Below are 20,808 nucleotides of genomic sequence, written 5' to 3' on the forward strand. Positions count from 1 at the left end.
CCCGCCCCTTCCCGAAACTGGGGGCAAGCCCCCAGACCCCCGAACCGCGCGTTGGCCACGGTCCGCACCATCCAAGCCCGTCCGGCGATTGAGGACGCGGCCGCAGGCCGCTGGGGTCCGGGGTCTCCCCGGTTTCGGGAAGGGGCGGGGCTGGGGAACACGTCGTACCCAGGTATCACCCCCACCTTGGCCCCGCCGTATGACGCCCCCACCCCCACCCACGCCCTAGATTCGCCGGCATCGGCGAGCGAACCAGAAGGGCCCACCCCCATGGCACAGGAACGGCAATTGAAGCGGCGAGCTCTCCTCGCCGTCGGCGCGCTGGCGGTGACCGGGCTGCTGAGCGCCCTCGCCCCCGTACCCCGCGCGCACGCGCAAGCGCAGGCCCAACTGCCCGCACCCACCGGCCCGTACGCCGTCGGTACGGCCACCCGGCATCTCGTGGACACCGGCCGTAAGGATCCGTGGAAAGGGGGTGACCGGGAGGTGATGGTCAGCCTGTTCTATCCGGCGGAACCGGGGCGGCAGGGAATCGCGCCGCAGATGGACGGGCCCTCCGCCGCGCACTTCGGTTCCGGCCGTGGCGCCGGCGTCTTCAACTACGGGGTGACAGCGGGCGCCGCCGACTGGGCGGCCACGCGTACGCACGCGCGCGTGGACGCGCCCGTGGCGCGCGGGAGTCGGGGGCTGCCGGTGGTGCTGTACTCGTCCGGCCTGGGCGACCCCCGCACCTGGAACACCGGGCTCGTGGAGGAGCTGGCCTCGCGCGGCTACGTGGTCGTCACCGTCGACCACACCTTCGACGCGTCCGAGGTGCGCCTCCCCGGCGGACGGCTGGCCGAGTCCGTGCTGCCCTCGCTCGCCGGCGCGCCGGTGGAGAAGGTCGACGAGACGCTGCGGACGGCGATGAAGGCACGGGTGGGCGACAGCCGGTTCGTCCTGGACACGCTGGGCGACGCGAAGTGGCGGGCGGGGCTGCCGAGCGGGCTGGGGCACTCGATGGACCTCGGGCGCGTGGGGATGGCCGGGCAGTCCGCGGGCGGGTTCACCGCGGCCCAGACGGCGCACGACGACCGCCGGGTGAAGGCGGGCATCAATATGGACGGGCAGATGGACTTCCCGCTGCCGGACGCCTCCGGCCAGACCCTGAGCACCGCGGCGCGCGAGGGCGTCGGCCGGCCGTTCCTCCTGCTGGGCTCGGACGGCGCGGGGGCGGCCGACAACAGGCCGTCGTGGGACGCGTTCCGGCAGCACGCGCGCGGCTGGCAGGCGGAGTGGAAGATGACGGGAGCCGAGCACGGTACGTACACCGACGCGCCCTCCCTGCTGCCCGCGTTCGCCGAGCGGGGCGCGCTGACGGCGGAGCGGCTGGGGAAGGGCATCGGGTCCGTGCCGCCGGGGCGGGCGGTGGCGGCGGAACGCGCGTACGTGGTGTCGTTCTTCGACCGGTTCCTCAAGGGCCACGACGACCGGCTCCTGGACGGCCCGTCGGCCCGCTTCCCGGAGATGGTCCGCGAGCACTGAGGCCCCGCGCCCCGGGCTACTCCACGAACAGGCCCCGGGCCGCCGCCTTCGCGTCGAACTCCTCCAGCCGCGCCTGCGCGTCCGGCAGCGCGTCGCACATGGACTCCAGGAGCACCCGTCCCAGGAGCATCGGCGCGCAGGCGGTGTCGAAGGCGAGGCCTGTGCCGACGGCGGCGGGCAGGAGGAGGTCGCTGTGGCGGGCGACGGGGGCGAAGGTGGAGTCCGCGACGGTGACGACCGTCAGCCCCTCGCCACGCGCGTACTCCAGCGCCTCGACGACCTCGCGCGGGTGGCGGGGCAGCGCGAAGCACAGCAGGGCGCTCGCCCCGGCGCGCACGGCCGCGTCGACGCGGTCGGCGAGCAGCGTGCCGCCCTCGTCCAGGAGCCGCACGTCGGGGTGGACCTTGCGCGCGAAGTAGGCGAACCCGGCGGCCTGCGCGGTGGCGGCGCGCAGCCCGAGCACGGGCAGCGGCCGGGAGCGGGCGAGCAGCCGCCCGGCGCGGGTGACGGGCCCGGCGTCGGCGAGCAGCGAGGAGAGGTGGCGGAGGTTGTCGATCTCCGCCTGGACTGCCTGCTGGTATTCGTTGTACGAGCTGTCGCCGTCCGTCGCGGCGGCCGGGACGACGTCGCGCAGGTGCCGCCGGAGCGCGGGGTAGCCGTCGAAGCCGAGGGCGACGGCGAAGCGGGTCACGGAGGGCTGGCTGACACCGGCGAGCTCGGCGAGCTCGACGCTGGAGAGGAAGGGCGCGTCGGCGGAGCGCCGCACCATGCAGTGGGCGATGCGCCGTTGGGTGGGGGTCAGCCGGTGGCCCTCGAAGAGCTTCTGCAGCCGGGCGGTGGCTTCGGGTTCGCCTCCGTTGTCGCTCATCGGGCCCTCCATCGGTCGTCGGCTGTGCGCGGTCCCGGACCACCTCGGCCATTCACCGATCCCGGGCTCTGCATGGAATTATGCAGGGCCCGGGGCGGGCGCGTGGCTCACACGGGCGGAAGCAGCTTCTTCTGCGGCTTGCCCATCGCGTTGCGGGGCAGCGCCGCCAGGAAACGGACGCGGCGCGGCCGCTTGTGCACGGACAGGTGCCCGGCCACGAAGTCGATCAGCGCCCGCTCGCTCACGCCGTCGGCCACGACGTAGGCGACGATCTCCTGGCCGAGGTCCTCGTGCGGGACGCCCACGACGGCGGCCTCGCTCACGGCCGGGTGGTCGAGCAGCGCGTTCTCGACCTCGCCCGCGCCGACGCGGTAACCGCCGGACTTGATGAGGTCGGTGGAGGCGCGGCCCACGATGCGGTGCATGCCGTCGGGCTCGACGGTGGCGATGTCGCCCGTACGGAACCAGCCGTCCTCCGTGTGCGCGGCCGCGGTCGCCTCCGGGCGGCCCAGGTAGCCGGTGAAGAGCGTCGGCCCGCACAGCTCCAGCTCGCCGATGCCGTTCTCGGTCCGCGCGAGCCGCGTCCGCACGCCGGGCAGCGGCAGGCCCACCGAGCCGGGGCGGCGCTCGCCGTCGGCGCGGGTGGAGAGGGTGATGAGGGTCTCCGTCATGCCGTAGCGCTCGACGGGCCGCTGCCCGGTGAGCTGTTCCAGGTCGCGGAAGACGGGCGCGGGCAGCGCGGCGCTGCCCGACACCAGCAGCCGCGCCTTGCCCAGCGCGCGGGCGGCGGCCGGGTCGCGTGCGACGCGGGACCACACGGTCGGCACTCCGAAGTAAAGGCTGCCGCCCGCCGCCGCGTACGCCTCCGGGGTGGGGCGGCCGGTGTGCACCAGGCGGCTGCCGGTGCGCAGCGCGCCCAGCACACCGAGGACCAGGCCGTGCACGTGGAACAGCGGCAGGCCGTGCACGAGGGTGTCCTCGGCCGTCCACCGCCAGGCGTCGGCCAGCCCGTCCAGGCCCGCGGCGACGGCGCCGCGCGGGATCTCGACGCCCTTGGGCGAACCGGTGGTGCCCGAGGTGTAGAGGATCAGGGCGGTGCCGGCGGGGTCCGCCTCGGGGCCGGTCCAGTCGGCCCGTTCCCGTATGTCGACCGGGACGTCTCCCCCGGTGCCCAGGACCAGCTCGGCGCCGGAGTCCCGCAGGATGTGGTCGCGTTCGGCGGGCCCGGCGTCCGGTGGCAGCGGCACCACGGGCACCCCGGCGAGCAGCCCGCCCACGACGGCCGCCACGGTCTCCAGCGTGGCCTCCGCCTGTACGGCCACGCAGGGCGCGCCGGCGACGCGGGCAGCCACCGCCCGTGCGGCGCCCAGCAGTTCCTCCCGCGAGCAGGGGCGGCCGGCGACGGTGAGGGCATCGGCGGAATCGGTCCCGGCGGTGAGGGACGCAAGCAGGGGTGGAACCGGACTCTTTCCAGTGATATATGAGTGATCGTTAGTATTCATGAGTGAGTGCCTCGTACTGTCGTGGTTGTGAATCTGACACAGTGGGCGCGGGTCCAGGGGGTGCATCCGCAGGCGGTGTGGCGGTCTTGCCGCATCCGGGCGGCACTTGGTCGTGCTGGATGACGGTGAAGCCGATGACGGCCTCGTACGAGACATAGTGGAGGTGCTGACGTTGCTCTGTGCCCGTCTGTATGGTCGCCGCTTGGTGAAGGACCGGGCCCGCAAGGCACTTCAGGCCGCTGGGCATGACTGACTCCGTAAAGCAACTCCGGCCGGTCGAGGTGCCGTTCGTTGTACCCGGCCCGTCCGGTGTCGCGATCCGGGACCGGCTCAAGGGCCTCACATGTGGGGACGGGGAAGTCCTGCGTGCGGTTGGCGGTCACCTTGCCTCGCTCGCGTCCCGTGACCTGAAGGCCCGTTGCCGTGACGGTCTGGAGCATGACAGTGACCGGTGGGCTCGGCGTAAGCAGGCTCTGACGGGTAGGTCCTCGTCCCGCTGGGCGGGGAGTATCACCAGGCCGTTCCCCTGGAGGCGGCCCGCGCCGATGGCATGATCGGCGTGGACGCCAACGCCGATCACCTGGCCGCCTGGCGCCTCGACGAACACGGCAACCCGGCCGGACAGCCGCACCGCTTCGACTACGACCTGTCCGGCACCGCGCAGCATCGCGACGCCCAGGTCCGCCACGCCCTCATCCGCCTCCTGCACTGGGCCAAGCGGCACGGCCTCGCGATCGCGGTCGAGAACCTGGACTTCACCACGGAGACCACCCGCGAAAAGCACCGAGGGCGCAAGATGTTCCGGCAGCTCATCTCCGGCATGCCCACCGGGAAGCTGCGGGCCCGTCTCGTCAGCATGGCGGCCGAACTCGGCATCACCGTCATCGCCGTCGACCCTGCGTACACCTCGAGGTGGGGCGCCCAGCACTGGCAGAAGCCCCTCACCAGCAACACCAGGAAGACCACTCGCCACGACGCTGCCGCCGTGGCAATCGGAAGGCGCGCCCTGGGACACCCGATCCGGCGACGGACGACACCGCCCCGTACCCACCAGAGCGATGGGTACGGGCATCGGACCGTCCAGGCCGAACCAGGCTCCCCAGGACGTGAGGAACCCCGCCCCCACATCCCCGGACCACGCACCAGATGCGTGCCGCCCGGAAACGGAGCGAACGCGGGGAACCAGGACACCCAACACCGTTCGGGGCGTCCGGCTGAGCATGAGTCCCGGCAACAGGACCCACTCCCGCTCAGTTTGCAGGAACGGTACGGTCGGTCCGTGCACGTACTGCTCCTTCCACGGGGGCGGCGGCCCGGTGGGCCGGGGACGTCCCCCACTGCGGATACGGGTGCTAACCCCAGCGACGCGGGGCGGCTCCGACCGTATCGTCATAGCCATGACGGCCCATGACCCCGACCTCAAGCCCGAGCTGCGCAAGGAACTCGACGCGACACTCCAGACCCGCAAGGAGCTGGGCCAGGAGTACGAGCGTGAGCTCGTCGACAGCTTCCTGGAGAAGGTCGACGAGAAGCTCGACGAGGCGATCGACCGGCGGGTGCGCAGGCACCTCGCCGAAGCGCAGATGAGCGTCGCCCGCGGCGCCCGCCCCGGCGCGGGCGGCCCGGGCGTCGGCAATTTCGGCGAGCGCTTCGGCTTCGCCGCGATCTCCCTGGTGCTGGCGATCCCGCTGTCCGCCATCGCCGTGGTCAACGCGCACCTGCCGGGCCTGGTGGTGTGCTGGGCGGGCATCGTGGGCGTCAACGCCCTGAATTCCTCCGGGGCGTTCCCCTGGCCGGGGCGGCACAAGCCGGATTCCGACTGGAAGTAGCCCGGTTCCGCGAGCGGAGCCGTCGAACCGGCGGGCACAAAATGGAGCGCGGGGGCCGCCGTACCCCGGCCTGGGCCGGGGTCGGGACGACGGCGGTCCCCGCGAGGACACGGGCCCCGGCCTGGGCCGGTCCTCCGCGTCCGGACGGCCGTGGAGTCCGGGAGCCGCTCCGGAAGTCCTGCCGCCGCTTCGGGCTGCCGGCCCGGGAGCACGCTCCCTGCCGACACCCCTCAATATGCCGGACCGTTGTTAAGTCCGTGCTGCGGGCGCGTGACGCATACGTACCCTTTACGGGCCGCATGCGCCTCTTGCCGTTCACCTGACGGCGGCGGCCTACTTGGCCCCTACTTGGCCGGGGTGCCGTTCGCGTCCTCCGCGAGGAAGGCGAGCAGGTCCTGACGGCTCACCACACCCTTCGGCTTGCCCTCGACCAGCACGACCGCGGCGTCGGCGCTGCCGAGCACGGCCATCAGGCCCGAGACCGGCTCACCGGAGCCGACCTGCGGCAGCGGGGCGCACATGTGCTTCTCCAGCGGGTCGGAGAGCGAGGCGCGCTTGGTGAACAGCGCGTCCAGCAGCTCCCGTTCGACGACCGAGCCGACGACCTCGGCGGCCATCACATCGGGGTGCCCAGCGCCCGGCTTGACGATGGGCATCTGCGAGACGCCGTACTCGCGGAGCACCTCGATGGCCTCGCCGACGGTCTCCTCGGGGTGCATGTGCACCAGCGAGGGGAGCTCGCCGTCCTTGCGCTTGAGGACGTCGGCGACGCGGGCGGTCGCGCCGCCCTCGTCCAGGAAGCCGTAGTTGGCCATCCACTCGTCGTTGAAGATCTTGCTGAGGTAACCGCGGCCGCTGTCGGGCAGCAGCACGACGACGACGTCGTCCGGGCCGAGCCCCTCGGCGACGCGCAGCGCGGAGACGACGGCCATGCCGCAGGAGCCGCCGACCAGCAGGCCCTCCTCCTTGGCCAGGCGGCGCGTCATCTGGAAGGCGTCCTTGTCGGAGACCGGGACGATCTCGTCCGCGACAGTCCCGTCGTAGGCGGTCGGCCAGAAGTCCTCGCCGACGCCCTCGATCAGATACGGCCGGCCCGAACCGCCGCTGTAGACCGAGCCCTCCGGGTCGGAGCCGATGACCTTGACCTCGCCCTTGCTGACGTCCTTCAGATAGCGGCCGGTGCCGCTGATGGTGCCACCGGTGCCGACGCCCGCGACGAAGTGGGTGATCTTCCCCTCCGTCTGCTCCCAGATCTCCGGACCGGTGGTCTCGTAGTGGGACCGCGGGTTGTTGGGGTTGCTGTACTGGTCGGGCTTCCAGGCGTTGGGCGTCTCACGGACGAGGCGGTCGGAGACGTTGTAGTACGAGTCGGGGTGCTCGGGGTCGACGGCGGTCGGGCAGACCACGACCTCGGCGCCGTAGGCACGCAGCACGTTGATCTTGTCCATGGACACCTTGTCCGGGCAGACGAAGATGCACTTGTAGCCCTTCTGCTGGGCCACGATCGCCAGACCCACACCCGTGTTGCCCGACGTCGGCTCCACGATCGTCCCGCCCGGCTTGAGCTCACCGGACTTCTCCGCGGCCTCGATCATCCGCACGGCGATACGGTCCTTCACCGAGCCGCCGGGGTTGAGGTACTCGACCTTGGCGAGGACGGTGGCCTGAATGCCTTCGGTCACGTTGTTGAGCTTCACCAGCGGGGTGTTGCCAATGAGCTCGATCATCGAATCGTGATACTGCACGGTGATCTCCGCGGTCGGGGGCACTAGCGGTCGGTCGCGTGCCCATGCGCCCAGCCTATGCGCGTCCGCGCTCGGCCGGTCGGGTGCGGGTGATCTTCATTGCTCCTGGAACCGGGGCTGCGCCCCGGACCCCCGCAACACGGCTTCGCCGCGTTGTCCTCAATCGCCGGACGGGCTGGTTTGTGCGGACCGTTGCCTTGATCCTTCGGCCCGGGCGCGCAACTCAGCCCGTCCGGCGATTGAGGACGCGCCCGGAGGGCGCCCCCGCCGCAGGCGGCAACGGGCCCGCAGCCGGGGGCCTGGGGCACGAGCCCCAGTTCCGGGAAGGGGCGGGGCTGGGGAACAAGCCCGCCGCAGGCGCCAACCGACCCGCACCCGGGGGCCTGAACAAGCATCCCGTTTCGGGAAGGGCCGGGGCTGGGGAAAGAACCAGCAGCAGGAGGTGAGCGGACCATGTCCAGGGCGCGCGCAGCCCGACGCATCGCCGCCGCCGCGGCGTACGGCGGCGGCGGCATCGGCCTGCTCGGCGCCACCGCGTTCGGCGTCCTGCTCACCGAGGCCCGGCTCGCCCGGCGGATCGTCGGCGGCCGGCACGAGGCGCCCCCGCACGCGGACGGCCGCTACGGCTCGGCGTTCGTCCACCGGCTGGGCCGCGACCCGCTGCTCCTGGGCGTCCTCGGCGACTCCACCGCCGCGGGCCAGGGCGTGCACCGGCCCCGCCAGACGCCCGGCGCCCTGCTGGCGTCGGGGCTCGCCGCGGTCGCCGAGCGGCCGGTGGAGCTGCGCAACGTGGCGCTGTCCGGCGCCCAGTCGCACGACCTGGACCGGCAGGTGACCCTGCTGGTCGAGGAGGGCGTCCGCGCCCCCGACGTCTGCGTGATCATGATCGGCGCCAACGACGTCACCCACGGCATGCCCGCCGCCCGCTCCGTACGCCTGCTCTCCGACGCCGTCCGCCGGCTGCGCGAGGCGGGCAGCGAGGTGGTGGTGGGCACCTGCCCGGACCTGGGCACCATCGAGCCGGTCTACCAGCCGCTGCGCTGGGTGGCCCGGCGGCAGAGCCGGCAGCTGGCGGCGGCGCAGACGATAGGAGTGCTGGAGGCCGGGGGCCGTACGGTCTCGCTGGGCGCGCTGCTGGGGCCGGAGTTCGAGCAGAACCCCCGGGAGCTGTTCGGTCCGGACAACTACCACCCCTCTGCCGAGGGGTACGCGACGGCGGCCATGGCCGTCCTCCCCACGCTCTGCGCGGCGCTCGGCCTCTGGCCGGAGGACGAGGAGCGCCCGGACGCGGCCCGCCGCGAGGGCATCCTGCCGGTGGCCCGGGCGGCGGCGGAGGCGGCGTCCGAGGGCGGCACGGAGGTCACGGCGGCCCGCGGGCGCTGGGCGCTCCTGAAGCACCGCAAACGGCGTCGCCTGCCGTCTCACACGGAGGCGACTCCTCACCACATGTGGTCCCGCGCGACCCGGGGCTGATCCACTTGTCGCCTGCGGCGGGCTTTGTTCCCCAGCCCCGCCCCTTCCCGGCTGCGTCTGATGTGCGGCTCCGCCGCGTGGGGGGCAAGCCCCCAGACCCCCGAAGCACGCTTCGCGCGCTGTCCTCAAACGCCGGACAGGCTGAATACGCACCCACATCAGCCAAAACCAGCCCGTCCGGCGATTGAGGACGCGCCCGCAGGGCGCCCCCCGCCGCAGGCGGCAACGGACCCGCACCCGACAAGGCAACCGCACCCAGCGGAAAGCGTACGCTTGGAAAAGAGTTCCGCATCACAGCGAAGCCCCCGTGACCCCAGCCTTACGCGCGGGTAACTTCCATCAGAGTCCAGCCCACTCACGCCCCCTGGAGCCGTGATGCCCGAAGCCGTGATCGTCTCAACCGCCCGCTCCCCGATCGGTCGCGCCTTCAAGGGCTCGCTGAAGGACGTGCGGGCCGACGACCTGACCGCGACGATCATCGGGGCCGCACTCGCGAAGGTCCCCGAGCTCGACCCGCGCGACATCGACGACCTGATGCTCGGCTGCGGCCTGCCCGGCGGCGAGCAGGGTCACAACCTCGGCCGGATCGTGGCCGTGCAGATGGGCATGGACCACCTGCCCGGCTGCACGATCACCCGCTACTGCTCCTCCTCGCTCCAGACGTCGCGGATGGCACTGCACGCGATCAAGGCCGGCGAGGGCGACGTCTTCATCTCGGCGGGCGTCGAGACGGTCTCGCGGAGCGTGCACGGCACCTCCGACGGCATGCCGGGCAGCCACAACCCCTTCTTCGCCGACGCCGAGGCCCGTACGGCCGCCCGCGCCGAGCAGGGCGGGGACGAGTGGCACGACCCGCGCGAGGACGGCCTGGTGCCGGACGCGTACATCGCGATGGGCCAGACCGCGGAGAACCTCGCCCGCCTGAAGGGGATCACCCGGCAGGAGATGGACGAGTTCGGCGTCCGCTCGCAGAACCTCGCCGAGGAAGCCATCGAGAAGGGCTTCTGGGCACGCGAGATCACGCCGGTCACCACCCCTGACGGCACGGTCGTGAGCAAGGACGACGGCCCGCGCGCGGGTGTGACGCTGGAGGGCGTGCAGGGCCTGAAGCCGTCCTTCCGCCCGGACGGCCTGATCACGCCGGGCAACTGCTGCCCGCTGAACGACGGCGCCGCCGCCCTGGTGATCATGTCCGACACCAAGGCGCGGGAGCTGGGCCTGACCCCGCTCGCCCGGATCGTCTCCACCGGCGTCTCCGCCCTCTCCCCCGAGATCATGGGCTTCGGCCCGGTCGAGGCGAGCGAGCAGGCGCTGCGCCGGGCCGGGCTCGGCATCGGCGACATCGACCTGATCGAGATCAACGAGGCGTTCGCCGCCCAGGTCATCCCCTCCTACCGGGCGCTGGGCGCCGACCTGGACAAGGTCAACGTCAACGGCGGCGCGATCGCGGTCGGCCACCCCTTCGGCATGACCGGCGCGCGCATCACGGGCACGCTCATCAACTCGCTCCAGTGGCACGACAAGCAGTTCGGCCTGGAGACGATGTGCGTGGGCGGCGGCCAGGGCATGGCGATGGTCATCGAGCGGCTGAGCTGAGCGGAAGCGCAGCGGAAGCGCAGCGGAAGCGCAGCGGAAGCGCAGCGGAAGCGCAGCGGAAGCGCAGCGAAGACGCGGCCGAGAAAACTGGCGGCTGAGCTGAAACACGACTCAGCCGGTCAGGAACAGTCACGCAGCATTCCGTATGTGAACGTGACCGAATCGCCCCCAGGATGTGACCTGCGTCGTGAGGGCGATTCGTTTCCCCAGGTCAGGGATGTTGAAGGAAGAACGTCCCGGACCTAAGTCCCGTCCGTTTCATGACGTTTCGCACTGGGGCCGTACGGCGCGGACCGTCAACCTGAGGTAGGAATCTGGGGGATCCATAGCAACCGGGAGTACGTCAGTGAGCGCCATGAACCTTGCCCTGCTGCTGGCCGCTGCCACGGCGACGGCCGCGGGAGCCGCCGCCCTGTACAGCACGCGTGGCCTCCGCCGGCAGATCAGCGCCCTGCGTGCCGATCTCGCGGCGGCCGCCGGTGCGGACCGGCGCGAGGTCGCCCCGGTGCCCGCGGCCCGCACCGCGCCCGCGGCGGAGGTCTCCGAGATACGGGCGGCCGTCGCCGACGCCCTCGCCGAGGAGCGGGAGCGGGAGCTGGCCGAGGCCCGCGCGTTCTGGGCCGCCCAGGAGAGCCGGGACCTCAGCGCCGCCACCGACGCCCCGTCGCTGCTGGGCGGGCTGCCCGGGTTCGGTGACGACCTGCTCGCCCCCGAGGGCCCGTACGGCGGCTATCTGCCCCGGCAGGCGGATTTCGTCGGGCTGGAGCCGCTCGACGCGGCGGCCGAGTCCGAGGCGGCCGAGTCCCCGGAGCTGGCGGCCGCGCGCCGCCGCCACCCCTCGCACCCCGACTTCTCGCCCATGCCGCTCGTGGGCGACCACGAGAACACCGTCGAGCGGCTCGGTGAGCTCGCGGAGGCCCGCGTACCGCTCACCGACGTGCGCCCCGGCCCGCTCGGCACCCTCGATGTCTACGCCTTCGCCGACGGCACCACGATCTGCATGACCCCCGGCCACCGCGAGACCGCGGAGCGCCTCGCGGAGGCGCTCCGCGCCGGGGACGCGCCCGTGCTGCTGGGCGGCTCCGGCGTGTCCGGCGCGTACACCCTGACCTTCGGCTGTGCGACGGAGAAGATCTACGTCCTGGCGGACCGCGTCATCGCCTCGCTGTAGCCGGAGGCGGGGTCAGAGCCCGCAGCGCTGGGCCGCCGCCTCGATCAGTGCCATCGCCTCGGCCGTCCCGATCCCCTCGGGCAGCGGCTTCCCGCCGGTCGCGGTGAGCGCTTCGGCCAAATCGTGACCGGCCACGGCCACTTGGTCGGCGACCGCGAACATGCCCGCTTCCGGCATCTCCCTCGGCTCGCCGGCCTCCGGTTCCTCGATCCGCTGGGTCCACGCCGCCAACTCACGAGCGAGTGCCAGCGCTTCCGCGGCGGCTCCCCTGCTCAGACGGGACTGCGGCAGGGCACGCAGCCGGTCGGCGAAACCGTCCACGGCGGCCAGAAGAGGCGTCACATCATCCACGCCGTGAGCCTATGCGCTGTGGACGGACTGTTGCCAACGCCTGAACACTCAGGCACGGTGACAGGAAGGACCATCATCCGACGCGTCCGGAGGCGCCGATGTCCCACGTCTTCTCCGACGAAACCCACCGGAACCTGCTCTCCCGAATCCCTCACTGCACCGGCCGCGAAGTCGCCGACTGGCTGCGCACGGTCGACGAGGGCCCCTCTCTCCTCCGCTTCGAGGAGAAGGTCAGCTGGCTGCGCGGAGAGCACGAGCTCGCCTATGGCCACGCCAAAGCGATAGTCCACGAGTACGACCTCCGGCGGGCAGCACGCAAGCTGCGGTAGCGGACGTACGCACTCCCCGGTCAACCCACCGACACCACGGCGCGCAACGGGGCACCCACGGCGAAGGGCCCGGGATCCACCTGTCAGGTGGATCCCGGGCCCTTCGTCAGTCAGCCCGTCGGTCGGCGCGGACCGGCCCCGTGGGGTCAGTCGTCGCCGTTGAGGAGGGAGACCAGGCGCAGCATCTCCAGGTAGATCCACACCAGCGACATGGTCAGGCCGAAGGCGGCCGTCCAGGAGGCGTTGCGGGGGGCGCCGTACTGCACGCCGTCCTCGATCTCCTTGAAGTTCATCGCCAGATAGGCCGCGCCGATCAGCACGCCGATGACGCCGACGCCGATGCCGAGCGCGCCGCTGCGCAGGCCGAGGCCGTCACCGCCGCCGAAGGCGGCGAACAGCAGATTGACCATCGTCAGCAGGAAGAAGCCGATGGCCGCGGCCGTCACCACGCGGTAGAAGCGGTTGTTGACCCGGATCAGGCCGGACTTGTAGGCGATGAGGGTGCCGACGGCGACGGCGAGGGTGCCCAGCACCGCCTGCACCGCGGCGCCGTCCGCGTAATTGTTGTACGCCTTGCTGATGACGCCGAGGAAGACACCCTCGAAGAGGGCGTAGCCCAGGATGAGCGCCGGGGAGGGCTTCGCCTTGAACGTCTGGACGATGGCGAGCACCGCGGCGACGATGGCGGCGCCGAAGCCGATCACCGGCGACAGGTCGGTGGCCCAGCCGAAGGCGGCGCCGAGGATCACCAGGCCGAGCGTCATGCCCGTGCGCATGACGACGTCGTCCATCGTCATCCGGCCGGGCTGCGCGGGGGCGCCCTGCCGGAGGTCCGGCCCGCCCTGCGCGTAGGGGTTGGCGGGCTGTGCGTAGGGGTTGCTCGCGTAGGGGTTTCCCTGGGCCGCGGTCCCGGCCTGCGGCCCGGCGGTGAAGCCCGCGTAGCCGTTGTTGTCGCGGAACCCTCGCGAGAAGACCGGGTTGCTGCTCCTCATCTCACTCCTCCATGGCCACCGTGCGCGGCCTTGCGAACCAGGGTAATGGGTAGGCAAAGGAACGAGCTCGTACCGGGGGACGATCTTTTCTCCCCTGCCACAGGAGGAGAACGAGAACCGGGGGCAGTCGGTTCCCTACGGAGAGTGGGCGCCATGAAGCAGCAGAGTGCCCGGAGCCGGACTTGAACCGGCACGGCCCGAAGGGCCAGCGAGGTTTAAGCTCGCCGTGTCTGCATTCCACCATCCGGGCAGGGCTCTCGGGCGTGCGAGCGGGTAGGCGCGCGAGCCTCCCTGTACAAGGAGAGCAGGATGAGCCTAGCCCGGGAGCGCCCCCCAAACAGCGGAACGAGGACCCGAGGTTGTCTTATTTTATTGGCAACTGAGGGTCCATCAGCGCAAGAACCGCGTCAAAGGCACATGCCACGGGCCGATACCCCCTGCTCCGTGCCCCGCCCGTGGCACCGACCGGAATTGTCGCAATCTCGACGCCGTCCGGCCAGGGTCCCCGTCATACCCAAGGAGGAGACGACCGCTTCCGGATACCTCCGTGGTCTGTCCCGGGAACGGGAGCTGGGGCTGATCCCCGGGGCGGATCGGCGACGGACGATGGGATAAGTCCCCCGCACCCCGTCCCGATCGGAGCGCTCCACCGTGCACCCCTCCAGCTCCCCCCTCGGCGTCCAGACCGCCGCCCGCCCCACCGCGGTGGCGGCCCACGCCACGGATCTCACCAAGGTCTACGGACACGGCGAGACCCAGGTGGTCGCGCTGGACTCGGTCTCCGTGGAGTTCCGCCAGGCCGAGTTCACCGCGATCATGGGCCCCTCCGGCTCCGGCAAGTCCACGCTGATGCACTGCATGGCCGGCCTCGACACCGTCTCCCGCGGCTCCGCCCGCATCGGTGACACCGAGCTGACCTCGCTGGGCGACAAGAAGCTCACCCGCCTCCGGCGCGACAAGATCGGCTTCATCTTCCAGGCGTTCAACCTGCTGCCGACCCTGACCGCCCTGGAGAACATCACGCTCCCCATGGACATCGCCGGCCGCAAGCCCGACCAGAAGTGGCTGGACATGGTCGTCGACACCGTCGGTCTCTCCGGGCGCCTGAAGCACCGGCCCAACCAGCTCTCCGGCGGCCAGCAGCAGCGCGTCGCCGTGGCCCGCGCGCTGGCCGGCAAGCCCGAGATCATGTTCGCCGACGAGCCCACCGGAAACCTCGACTCCCGCTCCGGCGCCGAGGTCCTCGGCTTCCTGCGCAACTCCGTCCGCGAGCTCGGCCAGACCGTCGTCATGGTCACCCACGACCCCGTCGCCGCCTCCTACGCCGACCGCGTCGTCTTCCTCGCCGACGGCCGCATCGTCGACGAGCTGTACGGCCCGACCGCCGACGCCGTCCTCGACCGCATGAAGCGCTTCGACGCCAAGGGCCGTACGAGCTGATCACGCAGCCCGCCCCGCCAGCTCACGCCAGCCCACTCCCCCAGGACTGACCGCCCATGTTCCGTACCGCCTTGCGCAATGTGCTCGCGCACAAGGCCAGGCTGCTGATGACCGTACTCGCCGTGCTGCTCGGCGTGGCCTTCGTCTCCGGCACCCTGGTCTTCACCAACACCATCTCGGCCGCCTCCCAGAAGAGCTCCCAGAAGGGCTTCGACCACGTCGACGTCGCGATCCAGCCGCACACGGCGGACCGCGACAAGAGCAGGCCCGGTGAGGCGCCCAAGCTCACCCAGCACCTGCTCGACCAGGTCGGCAAGGTGCCCGGCGCCGCCTCCGCGACCGGCTCGGTCGGCGGCTTCGCCGCGATAGCCGACCAGCACGGCAAGCTCGTCGGCGAGGGCTTCAACTCCTCCGGCGCCAACTACTACCCCGGCGCCGACGGCAAGGACTCCCGCTACCCCCTGAAGGACGGCCGCGCGCCCCAGGGCGCGAACGAGATCGCCCTCGACGCCAAGACCGCCGACCGCGGCGGCTACAAGGTCGGCGACACCGTCCGCCTCTCGGTCGACGGCCCGGTCCTGGAGAAGAAGCTCACCGGCGTCTTCACCACCGACGACGGCAACGTCTCCGCGGGCGGCAGCCTCGCCCTCTTCGACACCGCCACCGCGCAGCGGCTCTACGCCAAGCCCGGCGAGTTCACCGAGATCGACGTCAAGGCCGCCGCCGGTACGTCCCAGAGCGCGCTCAAGGCCGCGGTCGAGAAGGTCCTGCCGCGGGACGCCGAAGCCACCACCGGCAAGGAGCTGGCCGACGAGCAGGCCAAGTTCATCGCCCAGGCCATGGACGGCATGAAGACCGGCATGCTGGCCTTCGCCGCCATCTCGCTCTTCGTCGGCATCTTCATCATCGCCAACACCTTCACCATGCTGGTCGCCCAGCGCACCAAGGAGCTGGCCCTGATGCGCGCCGTCGGCGCGAGCCGCGGCCAGGTCACCCGCTCGGTGCTCGTCGAGGCGTTCGTCGTCGGCGCGGTCGCCGCCGTCACCGGCCTGCTGGCCGGCATCGGCATCGGCGCCGGCCTGCGCGCCCTGCTGAACGGCAGCGGAGCCACCGTCCCCGACGGCCCGCTCGTCGTCTCCCCCGGCACGGTCGTCGCCTCCCTCGTCGTCGGCATCGTCGTGACCATGCTGGCCGCCTGGCTGCCCGGCCGCCGCGCCGCGAAGATCCCGCCGGTCGCCGCGATGAACAGCGTGCACGCCGTCGCCACCACCCGCTCCCTGGTCGTGCGCAACACCATCGGCGCCCTGCTGTCCGGCGCGGGCGTCGCCGCCGTCCTCGCCGGCACCGGCATGAACGACGGCAAGTTCGTCATGGGGCTCGGCGCGGGCCTGCTGCTCATCGGCGTCTTCGTGCTCACCCCGCTGCTGTCCCGCCCGCTGATCGCCGCCGCCGCGCCCGTCCTGCGCCTCTTCGGGATCTCCGGCAAGCTCGCCCGGCAGAACGCGGTCCGCAACCCGCGCCGCACCGCCGCGACCGCCTCCGCGCTGATGATCGGCCTCACCCTGATCACCGGCCTCACGGTCATCGCGGGCAGCGTGCAGCAGGCCCTCGACAAGATGGCCACCTCCGCCGTCAAGGCCGACTACGTCGTCTCCATGGCGGGGCGGACCCCGCTCTCCCCGGACGTCGCCAAGAAGCTGGCGAGCCTCCCCGAGACGACCGCAAGCAGCCCGCTGCGCATGGCCGCCTCCCGGATCGACGGCGACCACGAGCAGCTGACCGGCGTCGACGGCAAGAGCATCACGGAGCTCACCAAGCTCGACTTCACCGCCGGTTCCTTCGACGGCCTCACCGCCGGCAAGGCGGTCGTCGACGAGAGCACCGCCAAGACCCACGGCTGGAAGCTCGGCTCGACGGTCGACGCCACCTTCGAGGACGGCAAGCACGGCAAGCTCACCGTCTCGGGCGTCTACAAGGGCAACGAGCTGATGCGCGGCATCATGGTCGACACCACGACCCTCGCCCCGCACCAGAGCACCGTCAACGACCAGCAGGTCATGGTCAAGACGAAGGCGGGCGCGAGCGATTCGGCCAAGGACTCCCTGCGCAAGGCCCTCGGTGACAACCCGGCCATCCAGATCCAGGACAAGAAGGACATCTCCAACGACATCGCGTCGAGCATCAGCCTGATGCTGAACATGCTCTACGGGCTGCTCGCCATGGCCGTGATCGTCGCCGTCCTCGGCGTCGTCAACACCCTCGCGATGTCCGTCTTCGAGCGCTCGCAGGAGATCGGCATGCTGCGCGCCATCGGCCTGGACCGCAAGGGCATCAAGCGCATGGTCCGGCTGGAGTCGCTGGTCATCTCGCTCTTCGGCGGCGTGCTCGGCGTCGGCCTCGGCGTGTTCCTCGGCTGGGCGGCCGGTGAACTCCTCGGCAAGAGCCTCGGCACGTACGAGATGGTCCTGCCGTGGGGCCGGATGGCCTTCTTCCTCCTGATGGCGGCGCTGGTGGGCATCCTGGCCGCCCTCTGGCCGGCCCGCCGCGCGGCGAAGCTCAACATGCTGACGGCGATCAAGACGGAGTAACTCCGCATCGCCTCGGAGACACACCGACGGGCTGGAACCGGCTGAGCAAGCCGATTCCAGCCCGTCGGGCGTTCAACCGGGGGCGACGGACCTAGCCCCGCCACTCCCGCGCACGCAGCGGCAGCCCGGACGCACCCGACTCCGGCGTGCGGACGGCCAGCACCTGGTTCACCCCGATGCGGTTGCGCTCGAAGGAGAGGGCGCAGGCCGCCATGTAGAGGCGCCAGACCCGCGCCCGGCCCGCGGACGTCAGGCGCACCGCGTCGTCCCAGTGGGCCTCCAGGTTCCGCACCCACTGACGCAGCGTCAGCGCGTAGTGCTCGCGGATCACCTCGACGTCCCGGACCTCGAAGCCGGCCTCCTCCAGCTGTGCGACGGTCCGGCCCACCGGGGCCAGCTCGCCGTCGGGGAAGACGTAGCGGTCTATGAACTCGTCCGTCTCGTAGCCCTCTTCGTCCATCAGCGGGCGCCGCGCGATCTGGTGGTTGAGCAGGCGGCCGCCCGGCTTGAGGAGGGCGTGGACGTCGGCGGCGTACTCCGCGTAGCGCGCGGAGCCGACGTGCTCGGCCATGCCGATGGAGGAGATGGCGTCGAAGGGGCCGTCGGAGATCTCGCGGTAGTCCTGCACCCGGATCTCGATGCGGTCCGTGAGCCCGGCCTCGGCGACGCGCTTGCGGCCGTACGCGGCCTGCTCCTCGGAGAGGGTGATGCCGACCGCGCTGACGCCGTACTCCCGCACCGCGTGCAGCACCATGGAGCCCCAGCCGCAGCCGACGTCCAACAGCCGCTGTCCGGGCCGGAGATCGAGCTTGCGGCAGATCAGGTCGAGCTTGGCCCGCTGGGCGTCCTCAAGGGTGCCGTCCGGGCTCTCCCAGTAGGCGCAGGAGTAGACCATGGAGGGGCCGAGGACCTTCTCGTAGAAGGCGTTGCCCACGTCGTAGTGGTGGCTGATGGCCTCTTTGTCGCGGCGCAGGGTGTGCAGGCGGCCGCCCGTCCTCGGGGCCTCCTCGCGGGGCGGGCGGGGCGGGAGGCCGGGGCCGCCGAGCTTGGCCAGCGTGGCGGCCGCGGCCCGCAGGCGCGGGTCGCGCGCGGCGGTCAGCAGGGCGGCGAGGCCGCTCTTGCGGCCGGTGTCCTCGCCGCGCTCCCAGAGCGTGCCGGCGAGCAGGTCGAGCGCCTCGTAGAGATCGCCCTCGACGTCGATCTCACCCGCGACCCAGGCGCGGGCGAGGCCCAGCTCGCCGGGCTTCCAGAGCAGCCGGCGCAGGGCGCGGCGGTGGCGGACGACCAGGGTGGGTGTGCCCGGCGGGCCGTACTCGCTGCGGTCCCAGGCGCGGATCCGGACGGGGAGCGGTGCTCCCCGTACGTCTTCCACGAGCGTGGTGAGCCGTCGAGCGGCGTCGGCCATGTCGCACACCTCCATGATGCAAGGTCAGGAGAAACGTTCAACTGACACCTAAACACCAAGAGCAGGCCCGGTAGTCCCGTTCCGTCAGATTAGATCGGCGGTGCGTCACCGGAAACGCCGAAGGGCGTCCACCCCACGGATTGGTGGACGCCCTTCGGCGTATTGACCGCGGCGCGCGCGGCGGGTGACCCGAGGTCAGGAAGCCTTGGCCTTCGTGCTGTCGGCCGGGGCGTCCTTCTTGATCTGCGGGGCGGGCTTGGCGGCCTCGTAGAACTCCTCGCGGGGGTTCTCCATGGCGCCGAGCGAGACGACCTCGCGCTTGAGGAACATGCCCAGGGTCCAGTCCGCGAAGACACGGATCTTGCGGTTGAAGGTCGGCATGGCCATGCCGTGGTAACCGCGGTGCATGTACCAGGCGAGACGGCCCTTGAGCTTGATCTTCATCTTGCCCATGACGATCATCGCGACGCCCTTGTGGAGGCCGAGACCCGCCACCGCACCCTTGTTGGCGTGCTCGTACGTCTTCTGCGGGAAGCCCCGCATGCCCGAGACCACGTTGTCGCCGAGGACCTTGGCCTGGCGCAGCGCGTGCTGGGCGTTCGGCGGGCACCAGGCGTTCTCGTTGCCCGCCTTGCGGCCGACCATGTCCGGGACCTGGGCGTTGTCGCCCGCGGCCCAGATGTAGTCGGTGCCCTGGACCTGGAGGGTCTCGGAGGTGTCGACGTGGCCGCGCGGACCGAGCGGCAGGCCGAAGCGGGCCAGCGCCGGGTTGGGCTTGACGCCCGCGGTCCACACGATCGTGTTGGAGTCGACCTCGAGGCCGTTCTTCAGCACGACGTGGCCGTCGACGCAGGAGTCCATCGAGGTGCCGAGGTGGATCTCCACACCGCGGCTCTCGAGGTGCTGCTTGCCGTAGGCGCCGAGCTTCGGGCCGACCTCGGGGAGGATCTTGTCGGCGGCGTCGACCAGAACGAAGCGCATGTCCTCGCGCTTGACGTTCGGGTAGTACTTCGCGGCGTCGCGGGCCATGTCCTCGACCTCGCCGACCGTCTCCGCGCCGGCGAAGCCGCCGCCGATGAAGACGAAGGTGAGCGCCTTGCGGCGGATCTCCTCGTCGGTGGTCGAGTCGGCCTTGTCGAGCTGCTCGAGGACGTGGTTGCGCAGGCCGATGGCCTCCTCGATGCCCTTCATGCCGATGCCGTTCTCGGCGAGGCCGGGGATCGGGAAGGTGCGGGAGACGGCGCCGAGCGCGACGACCAGGTAGTCGAAGGGCAGCTCGTACGCCTCGCCGACGAGCGGCGCGATCGTGGCTACCTTGCGGTCCTGGTCGATGGTCGTGACGCGGCCGGTGAGGACCTCCGCCTTGGGGAGCACGCGTCGCAGCGGCACCACGACGTGGCGGGGGGAGATACTGCCGGCAGCTGCTTCGGGGAGGAAGGGCTGGTACGTCATGTACGAGCGCGGGTCGACGACCGTGACGGTCGCCTCGCCGTACCGCATCTTCTTAAGGATGCGGCGCGCCGCGTACAGGCCGACGTACCCACCGCCTACTACGAGGATCCGTGGACGCTCCGTGGTGCTCATGTTTCGAGTATCCAGCACTCCGGACGGGGGTGCTCGTGAGCCCCTTCACAAGGAGTGGGGAGGGGTCTGCTACACTCCGCCGTCCCCGTGACCCATGCCATAGCGTCCAGAGGGAACCACGGTGCCGGTGTGCGCGTTGAAGACCGCCGCTGAACTGGCCTTGCGGCTCTGTCGAGGGGTAGACCACTGCCGTACGGCGGCTCGCATAAGCGTCTCTTTAACTCGACAGATACCGCCCGGTATCCGGCCGCCGAAGGTTTGGAACGACCCAAACGGGGCACAACGGAGCTTCTGCTTGCCCGACGCCCCGTTTTTTCATGTGAAGGATTTCACGAACTTTCCTCCGCGGGGCCTTCCGAAGGGGCTTTTGAGCGAGGGCGCGGAGCCCCCGGCCGAGGACACCGAGGAGTA

15 protein-coding genes, 1 tRNA gene and 2 pseudogenes are annotated in these 20,808 nt (G+C 71.4%); 10 read left to right on the top strand and 8 right to left on the bottom strand.

What is annotated here, in order from left to right:
* Positions 1-288 precede the first annotated feature (288 nt).
* Positions 289-1,524, top strand: coding sequence for an esterase (locus tag AB0435_RS32220; protein ID WP_366428559.1), 1,236 nt, complete (start codon positions 289-291; stop codon positions 1,522-1,524).
* A 16-nt stretch (positions 1,525-1,540) separates the two neighbouring features.
* Here the strand turns inward: AB0435_RS32220 and AB0435_RS32225 are convergent, their stop codons facing one another.
* On the bottom strand, positions 1,541-2,392 hold the full coding sequence (locus AB0435_RS32225; protein WP_366004356.1) for a MurR/RpiR family transcriptional regulator: 852 nt from the start codon (positions 2,390-2,392) through the stop codon (positions 1,541-1,543).
* 107 nt (positions 2,393-2,499) lie between these two features.
* Positions 2,500-3,894, bottom strand: a complete 1,395-nt coding sequence (locus AB0435_RS32230) for an acyl-CoA synthetase (RefSeq protein WP_366428560.1) — start codon at positions 3,892-3,894, stop codon at positions 2,500-2,502.
* A gap of 85 nt (positions 3,895-3,979) precedes the next feature.
* On the opposite strand from AB0435_RS32230, the pseudogene AB0435_RS32235 reads away from it, so the two are divergent.
* The 3 genes and pseudogenes from AB0435_RS32235 to AB0435_RS32245 all read left to right on the top strand — a co-directional run.
* Positions 3,980-4,147: pseudogene (locus AB0435_RS32235) on the top strand (IS607 family transposase); the annotation flags it as partial.
* Positions 4,140-5,152 (top strand): annotated as a pseudogene (locus AB0435_RS32240) (transposase); the annotation flags it as partial. The pseudogenes AB0435_RS32235 and AB0435_RS32240, both read left to right, overlap by 8 nt.
* 139 nt (positions 5,153-5,291) lie before the next feature.
* A complete protein-coding gene (locus AB0435_RS32245; RefSeq protein ID WP_366007592.1) occupies positions 5,292-5,723 on the top strand; it encodes a hypothetical protein in 432 nt (143 codons plus the stop codon).
* A gap of 344 nt (positions 5,724-6,067) precedes the next feature.
* On the opposite strand, the gene AB0435_RS32250 is transcribed toward AB0435_RS32245, so the two are convergent.
* Positions 6,068-7,468 carry a cystathionine beta-synthase gene (locus tag AB0435_RS32250; RefSeq protein ID WP_366007591.1) on the bottom strand — a complete coding sequence of 467 codons (1,401 nt, stop codon included), beginning with the start codon at positions 7,466-7,468 and terminating at the stop codon, positions 6,068-6,070.
* 453 nt (positions 7,469-7,921) lie between these two features.
* Between AB0435_RS32250 and AB0435_RS32255 the strand changes: the two genes are divergently transcribed.
* The 3 genes from AB0435_RS32255 (at position 7,922) to AB0435_RS32265 (ending at position 11,708) form a co-directional block, all read left to right on the top strand.
* Positions 7,922-8,941 (top strand): SGNH/GDSL hydrolase family protein, encoded by a 1,020-nt coding sequence (locus AB0435_RS32255; protein ID WP_366428561.1) that lies wholly within the window; start codon positions 7,922-7,924, stop codon positions 8,939-8,941.
* A 375-nt stretch (positions 8,942-9,316) separates the two neighbouring features.
* Positions 9,317-10,537: an acetyl-CoA C-acetyltransferase gene (locus AB0435_RS32260; RefSeq protein WP_366007589.1), complete on the top strand. Its 1,221-nt coding sequence runs from the start codon at positions 9,317-9,319 to the stop codon at positions 10,535-10,537.
* A 346-nt stretch (positions 10,538-10,883) separates the two neighbouring features.
* Positions 10,884-11,708 (top strand): hypothetical protein, encoded by an 825-nt coding sequence (locus AB0435_RS32265; protein ID WP_366428562.1) that lies wholly within the window; start codon positions 10,884-10,886, stop codon positions 11,706-11,708.
* Positions 11,709-11,720: 12 nt separating this feature from the next.
* Here the strand turns inward: AB0435_RS32265 and AB0435_RS32270 are convergent, their stop codons facing one another.
* A complete protein-coding gene (locus AB0435_RS32270; protein WP_366007587.1) occupies positions 11,721-12,059 on the bottom strand; it encodes a hypothetical protein in 339 nt (112 codons plus the stop codon).
* Positions 12,060-12,157: 98 nt separating this feature from the next.
* Here AB0435_RS32270 and AB0435_RS32275 point away from each other — a divergent pair, with 98 nt between their 5' ends.
* Complete coding sequence (locus AB0435_RS32275; RefSeq protein ID WP_361525495.1) at positions 12,158-12,388, top strand: DUF4287 domain-containing protein; 231 nt, start codon at positions 12,158-12,160, stop codon at positions 12,386-12,388.
* A gap of 146 nt (positions 12,389-12,534) precedes the next feature.
* Here AB0435_RS32275 and AB0435_RS32280 read toward each other — a convergent pair whose 3' ends face one another.
* Complete coding sequence (locus AB0435_RS32280; RefSeq protein ID WP_366007586.1) at positions 12,535-13,380, bottom strand: Bax inhibitor-1/YccA family protein; 846 nt, start codon at positions 13,378-13,380, stop codon at positions 12,535-12,537.
* Positions 13,381-13,547: 167 nt separating this feature from the next.
* Positions 13,548-13,630, bottom strand: a tRNA-Leu gene (locus tag AB0435_RS32285).
* Between the two features lie 401 nt (positions 13,631-14,031).
* On the opposite strand from AB0435_RS32285, the gene AB0435_RS32290 reads away from it, so the two are divergent.
* Both AB0435_RS32290 and AB0435_RS32295 read left to right on the top strand, forming a co-directional pair.
* Positions 14,032-14,820: an ABC transporter ATP-binding protein gene (locus tag AB0435_RS32290; RefSeq protein ID WP_366007585.1), complete on the top strand. Its 789-nt coding sequence runs from the start codon at positions 14,032-14,034 to the stop codon at positions 14,818-14,820.
* 56 nt (positions 14,821-14,876) lie between these two features.
* Entirely contained in the window at positions 14,877-17,408 is a 2,532-nt protein-coding gene (locus AB0435_RS32295; RefSeq protein WP_366428563.1) for an FtsX-like permease family protein, read from the top strand.
* Between the two features lie 91 nt (positions 17,409-17,499).
* Here the strand turns inward: AB0435_RS32295 and AB0435_RS32300 are convergent, their stop codons facing one another.
* Entirely contained in the window at positions 17,500-18,813 is a 1,314-nt protein-coding gene (locus AB0435_RS32300; RefSeq protein WP_366428564.1) for a cyclopropane-fatty-acyl-phospholipid synthase family protein, read from the bottom strand.
* 195 nt (positions 18,814-19,008) lie between these two features.
* On the bottom strand, positions 19,009-20,397 hold the full coding sequence (locus tag AB0435_RS32305; protein WP_366007582.1) for an NAD(P)/FAD-dependent oxidoreductase: 1,389 nt from the start codon (positions 20,395-20,397) through the stop codon (positions 19,009-19,011).
* Between the last annotated feature and the right edge of the window lie 411 nt (positions 20,398-20,808).

This window comes from Streptomyces sp. NPDC051173, assembly GCF_040689515.1.
Taxonomy (GTDB): domain Bacteria; phylum Actinomycetota; class Actinomycetes; order Streptomycetales; family Streptomycetaceae; genus Streptomyces.

Bases quoted from the DNA above. Each gene is read 5' to 3' on its own strand.
- AB0435_RS32225 (WP_366004356.1), bottom strand. From the start codon at position 2,392: ATGAGCGACAACGGAGGCGAACCCGAAGCCACCGCCCGGCTGCAGAAG.
- AB0435_RS32230 (WP_366428560.1), bottom strand. From the start codon at position 3,894: ATGAATACTAACGATCACTCATATATCACTGGAAAGAGTCCGGTTCCA.
- AB0435_RS32245 (WP_366007592.1), top strand. From the start codon at position 5,292: ATGACGGCCCATGACCCCGACCTCAAGCCCGAGCTGCGCAAGGAACTC.
- AB0435_RS32255 (WP_366428561.1), top strand. From the start codon at position 7,922: ATGTCCAGGGCGCGCGCAGCCCGACGCATCGCCGCCGCCGCGGCGTAC.
- AB0435_RS32260 (WP_366007589.1), top strand. From the start codon at position 9,317: ATGCCCGAAGCCGTGATCGTCTCAACCGCCCGCTCCCCGATCGGTCGC.
- AB0435_RS32275 (WP_361525495.1), top strand. From the start codon at position 12,158: ATGTCCCACGTCTTCTCCGACGAAACCCACCGGAACCTGCTCTCCCGA.
- AB0435_RS32280 (WP_366007586.1), bottom strand. From the start codon at position 13,380: ATGAGGAGCAGCAACCCGGTCTTCTCGCGAGGGTTCCGCGACAACAAC.
- AB0435_RS32295 (WP_366428563.1), top strand. From the start codon at position 14,877: ATGTTCCGTACCGCCTTGCGCAATGTGCTCGCGCACAAGGCCAGGCTG.
- AB0435_RS32300 (WP_366428564.1), bottom strand. From the start codon at position 18,813: ATGGCCGACGCCGCTCGACGGCTCACCACGCTCGTGGAAGACGTACGG.
- AB0435_RS32305 (WP_366007582.1), bottom strand. From the start codon at position 20,397: ATGAGCACCACGGAGCGTCCACGGATCCTCGTAGTAGGCGGTGGGTAC.